Origin of the sequence: Colwellia marinimaniae (genome assembly GCF_002207865.1) — a bacterium.
Taxonomy (GTDB): domain Bacteria; phylum Pseudomonadota; class Gammaproteobacteria; order Enterobacterales; family Alteromonadaceae; genus Colwellia; species Colwellia marinimaniae.
In genome coordinates this window covers 139,860-156,213 of record NZ_BDQM01000003.1, presented here as the reverse complement: position 1 = coordinate 156,213, position 16,354 = coordinate 139,860, and the positions used below count along the sequence as shown (strand labels likewise).

22 protein-coding genes are annotated in these 16,354 nt (G+C 39.5%); 8 read left to right on the top strand and 14 right to left on the bottom strand.

Translation table 11 applies throughout. The features are described 5' to 3' along the window. Positions 1 to 28: 28 nt before the first annotated feature. Entirely contained in the window at positions 29 to 331 is a 303-nt protein-coding gene (locus MTCD1_RS03315) for a hypothetical protein (protein ID WP_057179296.1), read from the top strand. A gap of 48 nt (positions 332 to 379) precedes the next feature. Next, positions 380 to 1,390, top strand: coding sequence for a putative metalloprotease CJM1_0395 family protein (locus MTCD1_RS03310; RefSeq protein WP_057179295.1), 1,011 nt, complete (start codon positions 380 to 382; stop codon positions 1,388 to 1,390). Between the two features lie 107 nt (positions 1,391 to 1,497). Here MTCD1_RS03310 and MTCD1_RS03305 read toward each other — a convergent pair whose 3' ends face one another. Further along, a complete protein-coding gene (locus MTCD1_RS03305) occupies positions 1,498 to 2,154 on the bottom strand; it encodes a TetR/AcrR family transcriptional regulator (RefSeq protein ID WP_057179294.1) in 657 nt (218 codons plus the stop codon). Between the two features lie 235 nt (positions 2,155 to 2,389). Here MTCD1_RS03305 and coaD point away from each other — a divergent pair, with 235 nt between their 5' ends. Next, positions 2,390 to 2,863 (top strand): pantetheine-phosphate adenylyltransferase, encoded by a 474-nt coding sequence (gene coaD / locus MTCD1_RS03300; protein WP_057179293.1) that lies wholly within the window; start codon positions 2,390 to 2,392, stop codon positions 2,861 to 2,863. Here the strand turns inward: coaD and mutM are convergent. The 8 genes from mutM to radC all read right to left on the bottom strand — a co-directional run bounded on the left by mutM (position 2,860) and on the right by radC (position 7,407). Continuing rightward, on the bottom strand, positions 2,860 to 3,675 hold the full coding sequence (gene mutM / locus MTCD1_RS03295) for a bifunctional DNA-formamidopyrimidine glycosylase/DNA-(apurinic or apyrimidinic site) lyase (protein WP_057179292.1): 816 nt from the start codon (positions 3,673 to 3,675) through the stop codon (positions 2,860 to 2,862). The two genes, coaD and mutM, sit on opposite strands and share 4 nt — an antisense overlap. Before the next feature lie 48 nt (positions 3,676 to 3,723). Beyond that, positions 3,724 to 4,224 (bottom strand): hypothetical protein, encoded by a 501-nt coding sequence (locus MTCD1_RS03290; protein WP_057179291.1) that lies wholly within the window; start codon positions 4,222 to 4,224, stop codon positions 3,724 to 3,726. Between the two features lie 155 nt (positions 4,225 to 4,379). Continuing rightward, complete coding sequence (rpmG, locus tag MTCD1_RS03285) at positions 4,380 to 4,535, bottom strand: 50S ribosomal protein L33 (protein ID WP_057179290.1); 156 nt, start codon at positions 4,533 to 4,535, stop codon at positions 4,380 to 4,382. Positions 4,536 to 4,562: 27 nt separating this feature from the next. Beyond that, positions 4,563 to 4,799: a 50S ribosomal protein L28 gene (gene rpmB, locus MTCD1_RS03280; RefSeq protein ID WP_019029297.1), complete on the bottom strand. Its 237-nt coding sequence runs from the start codon at positions 4,797 to 4,799 to the stop codon at positions 4,563 to 4,565. A gap of 270 nt (positions 4,800 to 5,069) precedes the next feature. Next, the gene (locus tag MTCD1_RS03275) at positions 5,070 to 5,504 is read right to left on the bottom strand and encodes a hypothetical protein (RefSeq protein ID WP_057179289.1); all 435 of its coding nucleotides are present in this window, start codon (positions 5,502 to 5,504) and stop codon (positions 5,070 to 5,072) included. Further along, entirely contained in the window at positions 5,491 to 6,159 is a 669-nt protein-coding gene (locus MTCD1_RS03270; protein ID WP_057179288.1) for an AAA family ATPase, read from the bottom strand. The genes MTCD1_RS03275 and MTCD1_RS03270 overlap by 14 nt, the downstream gene beginning before the upstream one ends. Positions 6,160 to 6,256: 97 nt before the next feature. Beyond that, complete coding sequence (locus MTCD1_RS03265; protein WP_057179287.1) at positions 6,257 to 6,568, bottom strand: PilZ domain-containing protein; 312 nt, start codon at positions 6,566 to 6,568, stop codon at positions 6,257 to 6,259. 86 nt (positions 6,569 to 6,654) lie between these two features. Further along, positions 6,655 to 7,407: a RadC family protein gene (gene radC, locus MTCD1_RS03260; RefSeq protein ID WP_082606376.1), complete on the bottom strand. Its 753-nt coding sequence runs from the start codon at positions 7,405 to 7,407 to the stop codon at positions 6,655 to 6,657. A gap of 134 nt (positions 7,408 to 7,541) precedes the next feature. Between radC and coaBC the strand changes: the two genes are divergently transcribed. The 3 genes from coaBC to MTCD1_RS03245 all read left to right on the top strand — a co-directional run bounded on the left by coaBC (position 7,542) and on the right by MTCD1_RS03245 (position 10,980). After that, entirely contained in the window at positions 7,542 to 8,753 is a 1,212-nt protein-coding gene (coaBC, locus tag MTCD1_RS03255; RefSeq protein ID WP_057179286.1) for a bifunctional phosphopantothenoylcysteine decarboxylase/phosphopantothenate--cysteine ligase CoaBC, read from the top strand. A 70-nt stretch (positions 8,754 to 8,823) separates the two neighbouring features. Continuing rightward, complete coding sequence (slmA, locus tag MTCD1_RS03250) at positions 8,824 to 9,420, top strand: nucleoid occlusion factor SlmA (protein WP_057179285.1); 597 nt, start codon at positions 8,824 to 8,826, stop codon at positions 9,418 to 9,420. A gap of 96 nt (positions 9,421 to 9,516) precedes the next feature. Next, positions 9,517 to 10,980 (top strand): aminoacyl-histidine dipeptidase, encoded by a 1,464-nt coding sequence (locus MTCD1_RS03245; RefSeq protein WP_057179284.1) that lies wholly within the window; start codon positions 9,517 to 9,519, stop codon positions 10,978 to 10,980. Positions 10,981 to 11,205: 225 nt separating this feature from the next. On the opposite strand, the gene MTCD1_RS22665 is transcribed toward MTCD1_RS03245, so the two are convergent. From MTCD1_RS22665 to MTCD1_RS22100, 3 genes are all read right to left on the bottom strand, one after another. Beyond that, a complete protein-coding gene (locus MTCD1_RS22665; RefSeq protein ID WP_369007701.1) occupies positions 11,206 to 11,310 on the bottom strand; it encodes a diguanylate cyclase domain-containing protein in 105 nt (34 codons plus the stop codon). Between the two features lie 202 nt (positions 11,311 to 11,512). Beyond that, positions 11,513 to 11,977 carry an EAL domain-containing protein gene (locus MTCD1_RS03235; RefSeq protein WP_082606375.1) on the bottom strand — a complete coding sequence of 155 codons (465 nt, stop codon included), beginning with the start codon at positions 11,975 to 11,977 and terminating at the stop codon, positions 11,513 to 11,515. 28 nt (positions 11,978 to 12,005) lie between these two features. After that, a complete protein-coding gene (locus tag MTCD1_RS22100; RefSeq protein WP_082606374.1) occupies positions 12,006 to 12,224 on the bottom strand; it encodes an EAL domain-containing protein in 219 nt (72 codons plus the stop codon). On the opposite strand from MTCD1_RS22100, the gene MTCD1_RS03225 reads away from it, so the two are divergent. Then, on the top strand, positions 12,206 to 12,775 hold the full coding sequence (locus MTCD1_RS03225; RefSeq protein WP_307188492.1) for an extracellular solute-binding protein: 570 nt from the start codon (positions 12,206 to 12,208) through the stop codon (positions 12,773 to 12,775). The genes MTCD1_RS22100 and MTCD1_RS03225 overlap by 19 nt on opposite strands. Before the next feature lie 442 nt (positions 12,776 to 13,217). Next, positions 13,218 to 13,868, top strand: coding sequence for a response regulator transcription factor (locus MTCD1_RS03220; protein ID WP_082606373.1), 651 nt, complete (start codon positions 13,218 to 13,220; stop codon positions 13,866 to 13,868). Positions 13,869 to 13,983: 115 nt separating this feature from the next. Here MTCD1_RS03220 and fre read toward each other — a convergent pair whose 3' ends face one another. Next, positions 13,984 to 14,703, bottom strand: coding sequence for an NAD(P)H-flavin reductase (fre, locus tag MTCD1_RS03215; RefSeq protein WP_057179280.1), 720 nt, complete (start codon positions 14,701 to 14,703; stop codon positions 13,984 to 13,986). A gap of 119 nt (positions 14,704 to 14,822) precedes the next feature. Beyond that, positions 14,823 to 16,304 carry a 4-hydroxy-3-polyprenylbenzoate decarboxylase gene (gene ubiD, locus MTCD1_RS03210; protein ID WP_057179279.1) on the bottom strand — a complete coding sequence of 494 codons (1,482 nt, stop codon included), beginning with the start codon at positions 16,302 to 16,304 and terminating at the stop codon, positions 14,823 to 14,825. Positions 16,305 to 16,354: the final 50 nt, after the last annotated feature.

Here is a 16,354-nt window from a genome sequence, read left to right as displayed (position 1 = left end):
AAAGCTTATTAGCCGTGGAAGATTACCTATGGAAATACCGTCTGCATTTAATTCAGGTTTGCAAGGCTTACAAAAGGCTAACGCAACAGCAGAGCAAGCGGCTGCTGATATTTTCGCCAGTACCACCTATAATGCTGAGCAACAAACAAATCCAGCCAATAGTGGTGAGGTAAACACTGAGGTGACTAAGGCAAGTAACCACTTAGATTTACCTGATTTAAACCAAGCTATTGTCAATTTAAAAGTGGCTGAATTTCAAGCAAAAGCTTCGATTGAAGTTATTAAAAGTGCTGATGATGTTCTAGGTACCCTACTAGATGTCACCGCCTAATAATATATAGCCGTTAACGTTTTACTTATTGGTAAATCATTTGTCCTTATGAATATCACCCCTCATGTAGCAAACTTACCCTTAGCAACTGTGATCAACCCACCTACGGAAAGCTTGCGTCGTGATAATCATCAACGAGAAATTATCACCCAGGTTACGGCCACCAACCCTTCTGCTGCGGAAAAAGCTGTCGCTACCGATAAAGAGCGCGCCCGAACACCAGCCCAAGTCAACGAACAAGTCGATCTTGCTCATTTAAGAAAACAAGCAGAGCATGCTGCTAGCTCCATTGCTGAACAAGAAAATCAACAAGGTGAACAGAGCTCTCAGCAGGATGCTGAACACAAGCAAGAAGAACAGCATGCTAAGGCTAACAGCGGCGCTGAGGATAGCGACGCCGAAAATGATAAAGATAACGACAGCACTAAACAGGCACTTGCCGATGAAAAACTCATTAGCCAGCTACAACAAAGAGATAAAGAAGTAAAAGCCCATGAATTAGCTCACGCGACAATGGGGGGGGCGGTGACAGGAACGCCTTCTTATACCTTTGAAGTAGGCCCTGATGGAAAAAAATATGCGGTAGGAGGAGAGGTATCTGTCGACTTAAGCAGTGTCGTAGGCGATCCGCAAGCAACCATAACTAAGATGCAAAAAGTGCATTCTGCGGCATTAGCACCAGCAAATCCGTCGACACAAGATACTCGGGTTGCCGCCAGTGCTACACAAAAAATACTCGTAGCACAATCAGAGTTACTTGCGTTACAAAGTAACGCTGATGCTCAGCCAAGTCATTCGAATAAAGAACTGAATATAGCAGCTAATGTGAGCCTGGATGCTACAAGTACTGAGTTCGATACTTTCATCAAGCAGACCTTATCTGCGCAAGACGCTATTATTTCCAACTCATCAAAGCAAAAGTTAGCGGCTAGTCAAAGTACTCAGAACGTACAATCAAATGAGGTACAACAACGGGCACTACGTATCGAAAGTTTTTACTTCACAGTAAGCCAAGGTTATGAAAGACCGGACAACTTTCAATTCGAATTAACAGCTTAACTAATACCAATTTTACTAGGTTATTGCTTATGGTACTGGTTTAAAAACTACCAAGATTGGCTTACTCTCAATGCCAATAGCGAGCTATTGAGCAAGTGCTGCTAAGGTTAATCTATTTCTACCGCTTTTTGGTACCTTTGCTGATAAACATCACGCGCTTGATTAAGGTCACTTATGGCATGAGCTTTGGTATAGGGACGTAAAATCACTAATATTTTAAGCACGCCTTGATAAAAGACTGAATCATTGACTTCATTAACGATAGTCTGAGTTTGATGAAAACTAACCCAGAAGGTATTGATAAGACGTAAAATACTGACAATATCAGCCAATTCATCATCATAAAAATCAATGATATCTGCGGCTCTTAATGAAAGAAGTAATTGACTAACACGCTCTGAAATAGACTGTTGCACTTCAACATATTTTTCCCGCAAACTAGGGCTTTTATCCAATAACACCGGTAGATTGCTATAAAAGAAACGAAATTTCATTGTTGTTTGGAATACCGCATCCATATACAAAACAAGTGAGTCTAGTGGTTTTACTTCCGGGGACACCTTCGGCAAGGTTTCCAATAGTAAACTACGTGCATACTCCTCGTATATAGATAAAATAATGTCTTCTTTATTACGGAAATGATAATACAGATTACCAGGGCTGATGGCTAAGTGAGCAGCAATATGATTAGTGGTGACATTACGCTCACCTTGCTCATTAAATAATTCAATACTGGCTTGGATTATTTTATCACGGGTTTTCATGCAACAACTTCTCACTTGATTTGATTAAAACTAACACAATAATACTATCAAAATTCAGTATATATAAAGTGTTTTGAGCAAATACTTTAGGATTTTTTGCTTTTTTTTGTGATTAATAATTCATTTTAGTGGATTATCTATGGCTTAGCGACATACTGAGAGGTAGAAATACTTGTCAGTATGTCACCTCTAGCATTACAATAACGCTTAACAACCATTAAGAAAACAGTAGATAATGACAATAAAAGCAATATACCCAGGCACTTTTGATCCCGTAACTAATGGCCATAGTGACTTAATTGTTCGCGCTAGTAAATTATTTAGTGAGGTAATTGTTGGTGTTGCTGCCAGTCCAAGTAAACAACCACGCTTTGATTTAAAACAGCGTGTTACTATGATTGAACAAGTAACTAAGCATTTAACTAATGTGACTGTCGTTGGTTTTAGCGGCTTATTGGTTGACTTTGCTAAGCAACATCAAGCCAAAGTGCTTATTCGCGGCTTACGGGCAGTGTCAGACTTTGAATATGAATTTCAACTTGCCAACATGAATCGCCGCTTATCCCCTGATCTTGAGAGTGTATTTCTAACACCAGCAGAAGAAAATTCATTTATTTCGTCAACCTTGGTAAAAGAAGTTGCCCTCCACCACGGTGATGTTGGTCAGTTTGTTCATCCCATAGTGAAAAAAGCATTACAGCAAAATTAATCCTGTTGGCAATTAGGACAAAAAACGGAGCTACGATTCGACTGCCTAATTTCCTGTAATTTACTCTGACAAGTCACACAGGGTTGCCCGGCACGACCATAGACCATCAGTGATTGCGCAAAATAACCTGGACGACCATCTGCTTGGGTGAAGTCCTTAAGGGTAGTGCCACCTTGTGCAATGGCCGCACTGAGCACTTTTTTAATAATATTAGTTAGCCGGTCTAGTCTTTGCTCATCAATAGCCCCAGTTTTGGCTGTCGGTAAAATACCGGCTTGAAACAGCGCCTCATTGGCATAAATATTACCTACGCCTACCACGATATGATTATTCATTAAAAAGGTTTTGATAGGGACTTTTCTATTTTTAGCTTTATGAAACAAATAGCCCTGAGAAAAGTCATCACTGAGTGGCTCAGGCCCCAATTTACTGAGTAAGCCCAGTTTATCTTCATCATTCGCTAACCATAACACCGCACCAAAACGTCGAGGATCATTGAAGCGCAATACCTTGCCGTGTTGAAAAGCGAGATCAAAATGATCATGCTTAACTATAGGGGTATCATGCTCAATTATCCTTATCGTACCTGACATGCCTAGGTGCAGTAATAAAGTTCCTGTTTTAAAGCGCAATAATAGGTATTTAGCGCGGCGATCAACACCAAGCACTTGTAAGCCCACTACAGAGTGTATTTCATCAGGGATAGGCCAACGTAAGCGGCTATCACGAATAGTTACCTTACTGACTGTCTGAGCAATAATATGAGGGCTTATACCTAAGCGGCATACTTCGACTTCGGGTAATTCGGGCATAATTTCTTCTTAGTAAAAAGTTGCAAACGTTATTTTAAAACTAAACGACTACAAACTAATAGGTAATAACTGCTGGGCGAGTGCCGGAGGTAAGGCTAACCAAGTGTTACCTTGTTGCTGATAAATTAATAATTGATCATTGAGCGGATATAACATAAAAGTTCGCGCTTGCGACTCCCCTGCTAAAGAAATTTCCACGTTAATTGCTTGCTCGCTATCAATGACAATTTCTGCTGCTTGTACTAAGCCAGTGCTCTGTTGCCAAGCAAACATCATCTGCTCAATTTGCTGTTCAGTTTTTACCAACATAATACCTTTAGCCGTTAGTTGCCAACTGCGACCGACACGTTCAAATAACACCTGTTGCCTTGCTGACAAATCTATTGCTAGTGTTAAAATAACACTATGTTGTGGCAGTATTAATTGTTCGGCCGTATTTTCATGTTCTTCTTTTGGGAAGAGTTTGTTATTAGTGGCATTAATCACTAAAATTATCGTCATTACTGAAAAAATAATGACATTATTCCATCCGGTCCGAGATAATTTCATACAAATATTCCAAGTTAACTATGCAGGTATGATACTGAACTTTTTAAAAAATAGCGCGTATAACAACTCTACACACCCATATGCTCGCTCAATACCCTAATTCAGACATAAAAAAACCCGGTAAGAACCGGGCTTTTACTAGAAACAGAAATTAATTACTTAATTTTAGCTTCTTTATACATTACGTGCTTGCGAATGGTTGGATCAAATTTCTTGATTTCCATTTTCTCAGGCATAGTCCTTTTATTCTTATCAGTAGTATAAAAATGACCAGTACCAGCACTAGAAACTAAACGAATTTTATCGCGCATAGTATTTTCCTTAGAATAATAAAGTTATTAAACTTTTTCGCCACGGGCACGGATGTCTGCTAAAACAACATCAATACCTTTTTTATCGATAATACGCATTCCTTTCGGAGTTAAACGTAATTTAACGAAACGATTTTCACTCTCAACCCAAAAACGGTGAGATTGAAGGTTAGGTAAAAAACGACGACGAGTCGCGTTTCTTGCGTGAGAACGGTTGTTTCCAACCATTGGCACTTTGCCTGTTACTTGGCAAACTTTAGACATGTGAGTACTCCAATATTAATTTCAGCTCGAGCTATATTTTCCCCAAGACCGTCGTCTCGGGATCCTGAAAAAGGTGGCATATTATAGAGAAACTGATTAACTAATACTAGTCTTAATAGAAAAATACTACAAAAATAGTAGTTTTCACTAAGTTTCATATAGTTAAATAGGATATAGAAAGAAAAAGCTCAGCTAAATAGTGAGCTTTCGACTAAATATTGTCTCTTTTAAGGGTAAAAAGTCAACAAATTTCAGTTAAAATCTGGAAAATTAACCAATTCTTGATTGTAATAACTTCTTTAATTGCTCATTTTGTTCTTTATTACACAATTCATCAATAAGAATACGCAATATATGTGATTTAGCCAAGTCTGAACCTTCAGATAAATCATGAAGCTGGTCAATAGCCTCTTCGCTTAAAGTAAAAGTTGCCCGCCGAAAAGGTTTATTGGTCTTATTTCTAACACCTACTTTAACGCCTTCTGCTTGCTGATGTTCAATTTCTGTCATTTCAACATAGCGCTTTGCTTCACTGATAGCTTGCTTAAGGTTTAACTTATGGCAAGTGCCTTCGTTTGTTAGCTCACTAACAATTTTAGGCGCACCTTTGGCATAATCTTCAGCATCAGAGATAAACTCATCAATAGTGAAGTTTTTCCTTTTTACCTTGCCATCCTTGCTTTTCTTTAAATCAGTTAAACTCATGCAAATTATCCGGTTCCATTGCCAATAATTCTTCGGCTATAGCAATCATCTCTAGGGCAGCCTTACCTGTGGGATCTATTTCAATAACGGAAGAACCCTGCTCTTCACTATCATCATAAACGTTTCGATTATAGGTTACGGCATCTAAAACGTTAATGCCATATGAGCTACACACTTCTTTTGCTTCAAGAATTCTCTTTGCTTGGTTGGGTAATGATGGGCACTGGGTAATAACAAAAGAGGCCATCATTTTTGGATTGACCATTTTACAGGTACTTAGCATATCTTCCATATGAGGTACTGTTTTTAAATCCCGTCTTTTTGGTCTTAAGGGGATAATAACGTGATCAGCAACCGACATAGCAGCACGCAAGGCCAGGTTATCTTGGCCACCACAATCAACAATAACGTAGTCATAATGTTGTACTAAGCTCAGTAAATCATTACGAATTTTCCCATACAATTGAATACAGTTAATGGAGGGTAATGAGGGATCACCATTTCTGATTTGTATCCAATCTGAAGTTGTTCTTTGCGGATCACAATCCACCATTAACACAATTGCTTTCTTATTTGAGGCGAAATATACCGCTAAATTTTGAGCTAAACAGCTTTTACCACTGCCGCCTTTTTCGCCACCCACTAATATCATCATGCTTAGTACCGTCCTTTACCACAATATAATTAACATCTTCCCGTGCTAATTGTAGTTCAATTTCACCATATTGCTTTCACTCAATAAGCCGATATGGCTAAGCATCTTTATCCAGCACTAGGGTGATTTCAAACCAACCATTCTCTTGTTTAATACTGCGCAGCACTTTGCTATACAGCTTTTTATTACTGGCATTGGTCGATTTAAAGACCACGGTTACTGCGGTATTAGCGGGTAAACTTTCGTCACAATCTAATTTCAATCCGCCACGGGCAAAGTCTAAACAAGCAATTTTTTTATTATGCTCTTTACCATTTTCATCGGTCCAAACAATATCCACCAACTCTTTTTCCATATCTAAACGAAATGATTTTCGACGTTCTTTTCCCTCGCCATTACTATCAGTCATCAGATGATCCTTCTTTACTTAGTAAATTTTAACTAGGGGTTCCTAATTAAAAGTAATTGTCTTTCCAGTTTTTAGCAAATTATCCGCTATTTTCCTTTAAACGAGGGAATGTCATTGTGTTCTGCAAACGAGTAACATTGATTGCCCGCAACAATAATATGGTCCAAGACACGCACATCAATTAACTGTAGCGCCTGAATTAATTTATTGGTTATTTGTTTATCGGCAAGACTGGCTTCGGCAATACCAGAAGGGTGGTTATGTGTTAAAATCACTGCCGCGGCATGGTGTTTTAAGGCTTGCTCCACCACAACTCTAGGATACACGGCGGCCGCATCAAGTGTGCCAAAAAAGAGCCGTTCAAAAGCTAACACTTGATGTTGATTGTCTAAAAATAACACCGCAAATATTTCACGGTTTTCAAAGCGTAACTCACTTAATAAATAGTCCCGAGTTGCTTGTGAAGAGGTTAAAGAATAGTCACTTTCTCTCATTTTCTCAGCTAAATAACGTTTAGACATTTCTAAACAAGCTTGCAATTGCACGTATTTGGCCATACCAAGTCCATGCCTAGCGCAAAAGTCTTCCTGACTGGCAGAAAAAACAGCACCTAGACTACCAAAACTAAGTAATAACTGCCGAGCCAGATCGACCACATGACAGCCTTTTACCCCAGTACGTAAAAATATCGCCAACAACTCAGCATCACTTAAACTCGATGGGCCCAAGTGGAGCAGCTTTTCTCTTGGCCTTTCCAGTTCCGGCCAATCTTTTAACACACTGTACTTTAACGGTGCTTCATTTAATGACGATGCCTTCAACACTGATCCTTTTAACATAATTGCATCCTTGCTTTACATTTTATCTACTTTTATCGGTTAGTTACTGTCATTATTTAGCAACAGTTATTTCTAAATAATGCCAATAAATGTTATCTTATCGATATTATTGTTAACTTTAAGATTAGCAGGTTATGCAAACTCTTCAGGACAAAAAAATAGTGCTGGGTATTACTGGCGGTATCGCAGCCTACAAGACACCAGAATTAGTCCGTCGACTTAAAGATCATGGCGCAGATGTACGCGTAGTTATGACCGACGGTGCCAAAGCCTTTATTACCCCCTTAACGCTGCAAGTAGTCTCTGGGAATCATGTTTCAGATAGCTTACTCGATAGTCAGGCTGAGCTTGCCATGGGACATATTGAACTGGCTAAATGGGCTGATTTGATTGTCATAGCTCCGGCGACTGCCGATATTATTGCGCGGATAGCCGCAGGTATGGCCAATGATTTATTAGCTACTTTATGTTTAGCTACCAGCGCACCAATCGCCATTGCCCCAGCAATGAATCAGCAAATGTGGCATGCCAAAGCAACGCAAGCAAATATCAATACCTTAAAACAATGGGGACTGCATATTTGGGGGCCCGGTGCTGGTGAACAGGCTTGTGGTGATATCGGCTTAGGTCGTATGCTAGAAGTTGATGAATTGGTAACCCTGAGTAGTGATTTTTTTGCCGACAAATACTTGCAAGACCAACATTGGGTTATTACTGCCGGACCAACACGTGAAGCGATAGACCCAGTACGTTATATTTCTAACTATAGTTCGGGTAAAATGGGCTATGCCATTGCTCATGCTGCGTTGCGTGCGGGCGCTAAAGTAACCTTAATTTCTGGCCCGGTAAATATATCCGCGCCCAGAGGCTGTGAGCTTATTGAAGTCACTAGCGCCGAACAAATGTACCAACAAGCGCTAACTTACGCGCCTCAAGGCACTACTTTTATCGCTTGTGCTGCGGTTGCTGATTATCGCGTTGCAGATATTGCCAAGGAAAAAATCAAGAAAGACAATGAGCATATGCAACTTTCCTTGGTCAAAAACCAAGATATTGTTGCTGATGTGGCAAAGTTAGCCAATAAACCGTTTATCGTTGGTTTTGCTGCTGAAACGCAAAATATAGCACACTATGCACGTGGTAAATTAAAGCGTAAAAATTTAGATTTAATCGCGGCCAATGATGTCGCTAAAGCTGGACAAGGTTTTAACAGTGATGATAACGCCTTAACCCTTTATAGTGCGTTTGATGAAATAGAAATTCCTTTGGCAAATAAACAAGTTATAGCTACAAAACTCGTGTCCTTAATCAATCAGCATTACCTAGCAAAAAGTACTAAGCCATAATAGCTTAATGACTTTAACATCGGGCTAGGTCCTCAAGCTTAACGGACATAACAATAGAGAATATTTAACTATGGTCGCCACACAAAGTAAAAGCAAAAAGCCAAACCGTAAACACCAAATATTAGAATCCTTAGCGTTAATGTTAGAAAACTGTCCTGGGCAGCGTATCACTACGGCAAAGTTAGCCGCTGAAGTCGGATTTTCAGAAGCGGCTTTATACCGGCACTTCCCGTCAAAAGCGCGCATGTTTGAAGGTTTAATCGATTTTATTGAGGAATCTATTTTTTCTCGTATCAATTTAATCCTAGCGGATCATAAAGAAGCCTTAGTAAGATGCCATCATATCATGCATGTTTTATTAATTTTTTCTGAGCGTAATCCTGGCATGTGCCGAATTTTAGCGGGTGATGCCTTAATGGGTGAAAATGAACGCTTACGTAGTAGAGTTCATCAATTTTTTGAAAAATTAGAATCGCAATTCAAACAAGTTTTACGTGAACGCAAACTACGTGAAGGTAAAACATTTACTATTAGTGAAGCCGCTTTAGCTAGCTTACTTGTTGCTTTCGCTGAAGGTAAAATGAGCCGATTTGTCCGCTCAGGTTATAGTAAAAAACCAAGCGCTGACTTTAATGAACAATGGCAATTTTTAATGGCCGACAAATAATAGTAATAATACTGTCATCATCTCAGCTGTAGGCAGGCTAACATCGGCTGTACCTGCTCTTTACAGTAAATAATCTTAATATTCCCAAGGAAACCTATGAGTGCTCTCTCTCAATTAAAACCTGCCCGCTTGTGGCAATTATTTGAAAAAATTTGCAGTATTCCACATCCGTCGAAACATGAACAAGAGATATCTTTATGGATACAAAGCTGGGCAAAAGAGCTTGGTTTAGCCATTAAAGAAGATGCCGTTGGTAACTTATTTATTAAAAAACCAGCAACCAAAGGTATGGAAGATCGCAAAGGTATTATCTTACAAGCACATATGGATATGGTGCCACAAAAAAACAATGACACAGACCATGATTTTTTAACCGATCCCATTAAGCCATATATTATCGAGTCTGGTGATTGGGTAACGGCTGAAGGCACAACCTTAGGTGCTGACAACGGTGTTGGTTTAGCTTCAGCCTTAGCTATTTTAGCCAGTGATGATATTCCTCATGGGCCATTAGAAGTTCTGGTAACCATTGATGAAGAAGCGGGCATGACCGGGGCATTTGGCTTAGAAGCGGGTTGGCTTGACGGTGATATTTTAATCAACACTGATTCGGAGCAAGAAGGCGAAGTTTACATGGGTTGTGCTGGTGGCATTGATGGTAGTGCCACTTTTCCATTAGCTTTTACCGATGTTGCTCACGATTACCAAGCTTTCAACTTATCTATCTCTGGTTTAAAAGGCGGCCATTCTGGTGTTGATATTCACACTGGCCGTGCCAACGCTAACAAGTTATTAGTGCGTTTTCTATTAAATGCCTCTAATGAGTTTGATATTAGCCTAACTGAATTAAATGGTGGTAGCTTACGTAATGCTATTCCTCGGGAAGCGAATGCCAGTTTTGTTATTGCTAACGATAAAGTTGACGCCTTAAAGGCCGCTCTAGCCAACTATTTAGCAACTATTAGAACAAATCTTGGTGCCATTGAAACTGATATAGATATGTTATTAATTTCACCAGAAGATTTTGAGCAGTGTTGGACAAAAGCAACACAAGCCGCCATTTTACGAGCGCTGAATGCTTGTCCAAATGGTGTCATGCGGATGAGTGATGATATTGAAGGTATTGTAGAGACCTCACTAAACTTAGGTGTAATACGAACCAGAGGGAAAAACTTCAGTGCCATGGTATTAATTCGTAGCTTGCATGACGATGGCAGCTTAGAAACTCAACGCACGGTACAATCTGTTTTTGAACTGGCTGGTGCGAACATTGTATTCTCCGGCGCATACCCTGGTTGGCAGCCTAATACCGATTCTGCCATCATGCAGACGGTACGTGATACTTACCAAGATATATTTAATAAAGTACCTGCGGTTATGGTAATTCATGCTGGTTTAGAGTGTGGCTTATTTAAAACCGCGTATCCACATTGGGATATGGTCTCTATTGGACCAACAATTAAGTTTCCTCACTCACCAGACGAAAAAATTGAAATTGCCACAGTAGCGCTATATTGGCAATTATTAGTCGCGGTATTAGCTAATATTCCCAAAAAATAACAGCAAGACAATATTGATAAACTGATAGCTTAAGGCTATCAGTTTATCATAGCGGAATTAACAATCCCCCCCTGCAGATACCATATTTTTTGTTCAATGGCACCATGTTCATTCAAACACGCCACTGCGACCCGAATATCTTCGCTTAATATTAATGCTTTTTATTCGCTTTTCCCTTGATATAGCAGGGTGAATTCCTCGCCACCCCAGCGGAAAACTGCATCGTTACCCCCGCTTCATTTGTATTTTTAATAAATTTGCTAGTGCAACAAGGGCAACATCACCGGCAGGATGGCTAAAAGCATCGTTATAGCTTTTAAAATGATCAATGCCGATGGATTACCAGTGCTAATAATTCATGGCCTCTATTGGCACTACTCATTCGCTGTGGCAGTATTCATCAAAGTGACGTCGATTAAAGCGGCGGGTTAATGCGTCGGTTATCGTTAACCGCTATAGTTGGCTTTTGGCGACAATTAATTTTTAGTAGCTCACACAGATATTTTTAATTAACTAACCATATCCGCAAAAATTAAGCTTCCGCCAAGAGTGCTAAAAATTGGTATTGCTGCTCTTTGTCGGTTGTAATTATAGCATTGAGTTTCACTTGTTTGGTTAAGTAATCATCTAAGTTTTCTCGCGCAATTGGCTTGGAGAAGTAGTAGCCCTGTATTAAATGACAACCAGCATCATTAAGCCAGTTTAACGTCTTTAAGTCTTCTACACCTTCAGCAACCACTTGCATATTCAGCGCTTTGACCATGTTAATCATTGCCTTAACTAATTTTTTTGAGTCTTGATGTGTTTCATTAAAGGCAATGTCAGAGATAAAACTGCGGTCTATTTTCAAAACATCAATGGGGAAGTCGCGTAATAAAGACAAAGATGAAAAGCCGGTACCAAAGTCATCTAAAAACATTTTGACATCAAGTTTTTGCAAACGGGCTAAGTTGTTTTTAACGATAGCTTTATTATCAATAAGCGCCGACTCCGTCAGTTCTACCGCTAATAATTTACTAGGAACATTATATTGCCATAAGGCTTTTAGCTATTTGATCGACCACTTCATCTTGTGCCAACTGAATTGGTGAAACATTGATACTAATGTATGGACAATTTTGTTCGCCATATCTCGCTAGCCATAGTGCTAGTTGTGCACAAGTTGACTCAATAAGCCACTTACCTAGCATATGAATAAGACCGGTTTCTTCTGCAACCGCAATAAATTCATCAGGGAAGAATATGTAGTCGAGCGGGTAACCATTTTTATAATCGCGCTATGGTAGCTAGCTTTATTTATCACTACGGTGAGGATTGGACTAAAAATTGGATACAAAATTTCAGTCATAATTTAGCCATGCGACCCAATGGTAACGACAGAGATCAAATGCGAAAAGTCGCTCGGGGCGATTGCGATATTGCCATAGCCAACAGCTATTACTATGGCATGTTATCAAATAGCATTAAACAAAGTGATCGTGACACCTATCAAAAAATTGGCATTGTCTTACCACAAACCACAGAGATTGGTAGCCATGTAAATATTAGTGGCGCAGCCCTCACTCACTCGGCTAAAAATGTTGATAATGCCATTAAATTCATTGAATTTTTAACCACTAAAAAAGCGGAAAAAATATACGCTCATAGTAACTTTAAATTCCCAGTTCGTGCTGACATTCCTGCGGGCGAATTTATTGCTTCATGGGGGAAACTGAATGCCGATACTCAAGCCATTATTCATTTGCCTTTATACCATAAGCGGGCGGCCGAAATCATTGCACAAAGTAATTGGTAAGTCTCAGTTTTTTACCCAAGCGATTTCAAGATGCTTGTTTCAGAACGTCTGAGCGATTCATGATCAAGGCGTGTATTTCATTAATGCTTGTTCAGGAGAATATGCTCAGCATAATTGCTCCGGCATTATCCATATAAGGTACTTCCTGTACCGTCTGCATTCTCTATTAAACTGTATCCATGCAACGTCCTTAATGAACTAAGCAACGATGAACGTGAATTGCTCAGACGCCCGACAATGGCTGGTTTAGTAAAGTGACTGAGTGGTAGAAATTATTTGAACATAGCACAGTAGTCGATAACTGCAGATAACCTCCTTTTCATTAAAACTGCTCAGCAAAAATAGCGTTCTCAATAACACTGCTAATGGCTATTCATAACTAAGCTTTGTTATTAAAAATTTTTCCGTTAGAATGGGTAAATCACTATTTAGGATACTTGTTATGATTCAGCCAGAAAAAATAATAATAGCTGACGATCATCCCTTATTTAGACAAGCTTTATTAGGGACATTAAAAGCCAAACTAACTTATACAACATGGCTTGAAGCAGAAACGATTGAAGAACTAAATCAGCAGCTTACTGCTCATAATGATAGCGATTTGTTATTACTGGATTTAAATATACCGGGTGCGCATGGCTTTAATACCCTAATCCATGTGCGTAATCACTTTCCCCAAATTCCTGTAGTTATCGTCTCCGCTCATGAGGATCATGACACCATCAGTAAAGCAATGGAATATGGTGCGGCTGGCTTTGTACCCAAATCGACCCCAGTTAATGATATATATGCGGCTATTGTTGCGGTATTGTCAGGTAATATCTGGTTACCCGCTTCTTTTGAACAAAGCCAAGGTAACAACAGTAAAAGTAATGTTGCTGAACGCGTTGCCAGTTTAACTCAACAACAATACCGTATATTAATGATGTTTGCCCAAGGCATGTTAAATAAACAAATCGCTTACGATTTAAATGTTTCAGAAGCGACAATTAAGGCCCATGCTACAGCAATTTTCAGAAAACTCGATGTTCGCAACCGTACACAAGCAGTTATTACCATTGCTCAGTTAAATTTATCTGAGGCTACATTTTAATAAAATGTATGGTGATAGGTTGTTTTTCCATTGGTAACTGCAACAAAAAAGCACGTCAATGATCGCTCATTAACGTGCTTTTTCATCTGTTAACTTAGTTTATTTCATCAGCTTCTTAGATAAAAGCAAAAGCATCGGCATACATATGCTCTAACAGAGCACCATGTTCAACGAAGTCACTACGAATAGCACCAACCATGTCGAAACGACCAGCCAAATAAATATCATAAGGTTCAAAACTGACAATATCATGCATAGCGGCTTGATGTACTAAGCCCGTTTTACCTTGCCATGGCTTGGCCGCATTGTCCTGCACATGCTCGATGACTGGAATAAAGTTAGCGTGCGGCAGTTTAGCAATAGTGGCAATAGTTTTTTCTAGTTCATAAATGGCGCTTTCTTCCCTTAGCCCCCAATAGACCATAATATGACGCTGAGACTTTTGTTCGGCCAAATACTCAAACATTGATTTAATATAAGAGAAACCCGTACCACCAGCAAGTAATAATAATGGTCGTTCACTCATCGTACGTAATTGCGCATGACCTCCAGCTATTTCAATGGTTATCGCTTCACCACTAGCATGACTCGCTTTAATACGTTCAATCACTTGCATAGGGTAACTATCCGCAACAAAAGCGCCTATTTGTAATTCAAGTAAATCACTATTAGGTGAACTGGCTATTGAAAATGGACGTTTATCATCCTCACTCATAACAAAGTTTAAATACTGCCCCGGAATAAAATCTACTTTTTCACTGGGCTTTAAAAGTACTTTATAGACGTGTGAAGTTAACGATGTTAACGACGCTATTTGACAACTAACTGTCTTCATTCTTTAACCTTTTCTACTTTATTAGTAATTTCTCTTGGCAAATTAATAGTCTTTACCAAGAGGTAATAAGATAAAATTTCGACTGTATTTAAGTATAGTCAGCAAACTTTATATAATAGTTAAATAATATCTAATTCATCCCAAATCTCATCAACTTGGTCTTTTATTTTCTGTGTCATTTCAATGGGTTTGCCCCATTCACGATCTGTTTCACCTGGCCATTTGTTCGTGGCATCTAGGCCCATTTTAGAGCCTAACCCTGAAACAGGTGAGGCAAAATCAAGGTAATCAATGGGCGTATTTTCTATCAAAACAGTATCACGACTAGGATCCATCCGAGTGGTCATCGCCCAGATAACGTCTTTCCAATCTCTGGCATTAATATCATCATCACAGACTATGACAAACTTGGTATACATAAACTGCCGTAAGAATGACCAAACCCCCATCATTACTACCTTAGCGTGACCGGCATATTGCTTTTTAATAGTGACAATAGCAAGGCGATAAGAGCAACCTTCTGGCGGTAAATAAAAGTCCTGAATTTCAGGGAATTGCTTTTGCAAAATAGGCACGAATACTTCATTAAGAGCAACACCTAGAATCGCAGGTTCATCTGGCGGACGACCGGTATAGGTACTGTGATAAATAGCATCTTTGCGCATGGTAATATGAGTAACGGTAAATACAGGGAAGACATCTACTTCATTATAATAACCAGTATGATCACCATAAGGACCTTCTGGCGCCGTTTCATCTGGATCTAAATAGCCCTCCAAAATGATTTCAGCGCTAGCTGGCACTTCTAAATCATTACTGATGGATTTAGCAACTTGTGTTCTAGCGCCACGTAATAAACCGGCAAAAGCATATTCAGATAGCGTATCGGGTACTGGCGTTACCGCACCTAAAATGGTGGCAGGATCAGCACCTAAAGCAACAGATACTGGGTATCTCTCACCTGGATTTTCTTTTTTGAATTCTTGAAAATCAAGGGCGCCGCCACGATGTGATAACCAACGCATGATGACTTTGTTTTTACTGAGTACTTGCTGGCGGTAAATACCGAGATTTTGGCGCTCTTTGTGAGGCCCTCTAGTAATAGTAAGCCCCCAGGTAATTAATGGCGCGACATCATCAGGCCAACAAGTTTGTATCGGTAGTTTAGTTAAATCAACGTCATCACCCGATAACACTATTTGTTGGCATAATGGCTTTTTGATGACCTTTACTGGCATATTCAATACTTGTTTATACACAGGTATTTTGCCTAACGCATCACGAAAACCTTTGGGAGGCTCAGGCTCTTTTAACATAGCCAGTAACTTACCAACATCGCGCAAATCACCAAAGCTTTTTTGCCCCATGGCTAAGGCAACTCTGTCTGTGGTACCAAAAAGGTTGGTAAGCACAGGCATAGCATAGGGTTCACCCTTTTCATTAACCGCATTTTCAAAAAGTAACGCTGGCCCTTCTGCTTTTAGCGTTCTATCACTGATTTCAGTCATTGCTAAATGAGTTGATATAGGCTGAGTAATACGCTTAAGTTGGCCTATTTTTTCAAGTTGACTGATAAAGTCTCTTAAATCACTATATTTCATCTAAGTTACCAGTAAGAGGTAAGGTAAAATAAAAAAACCAGTCATTAGGA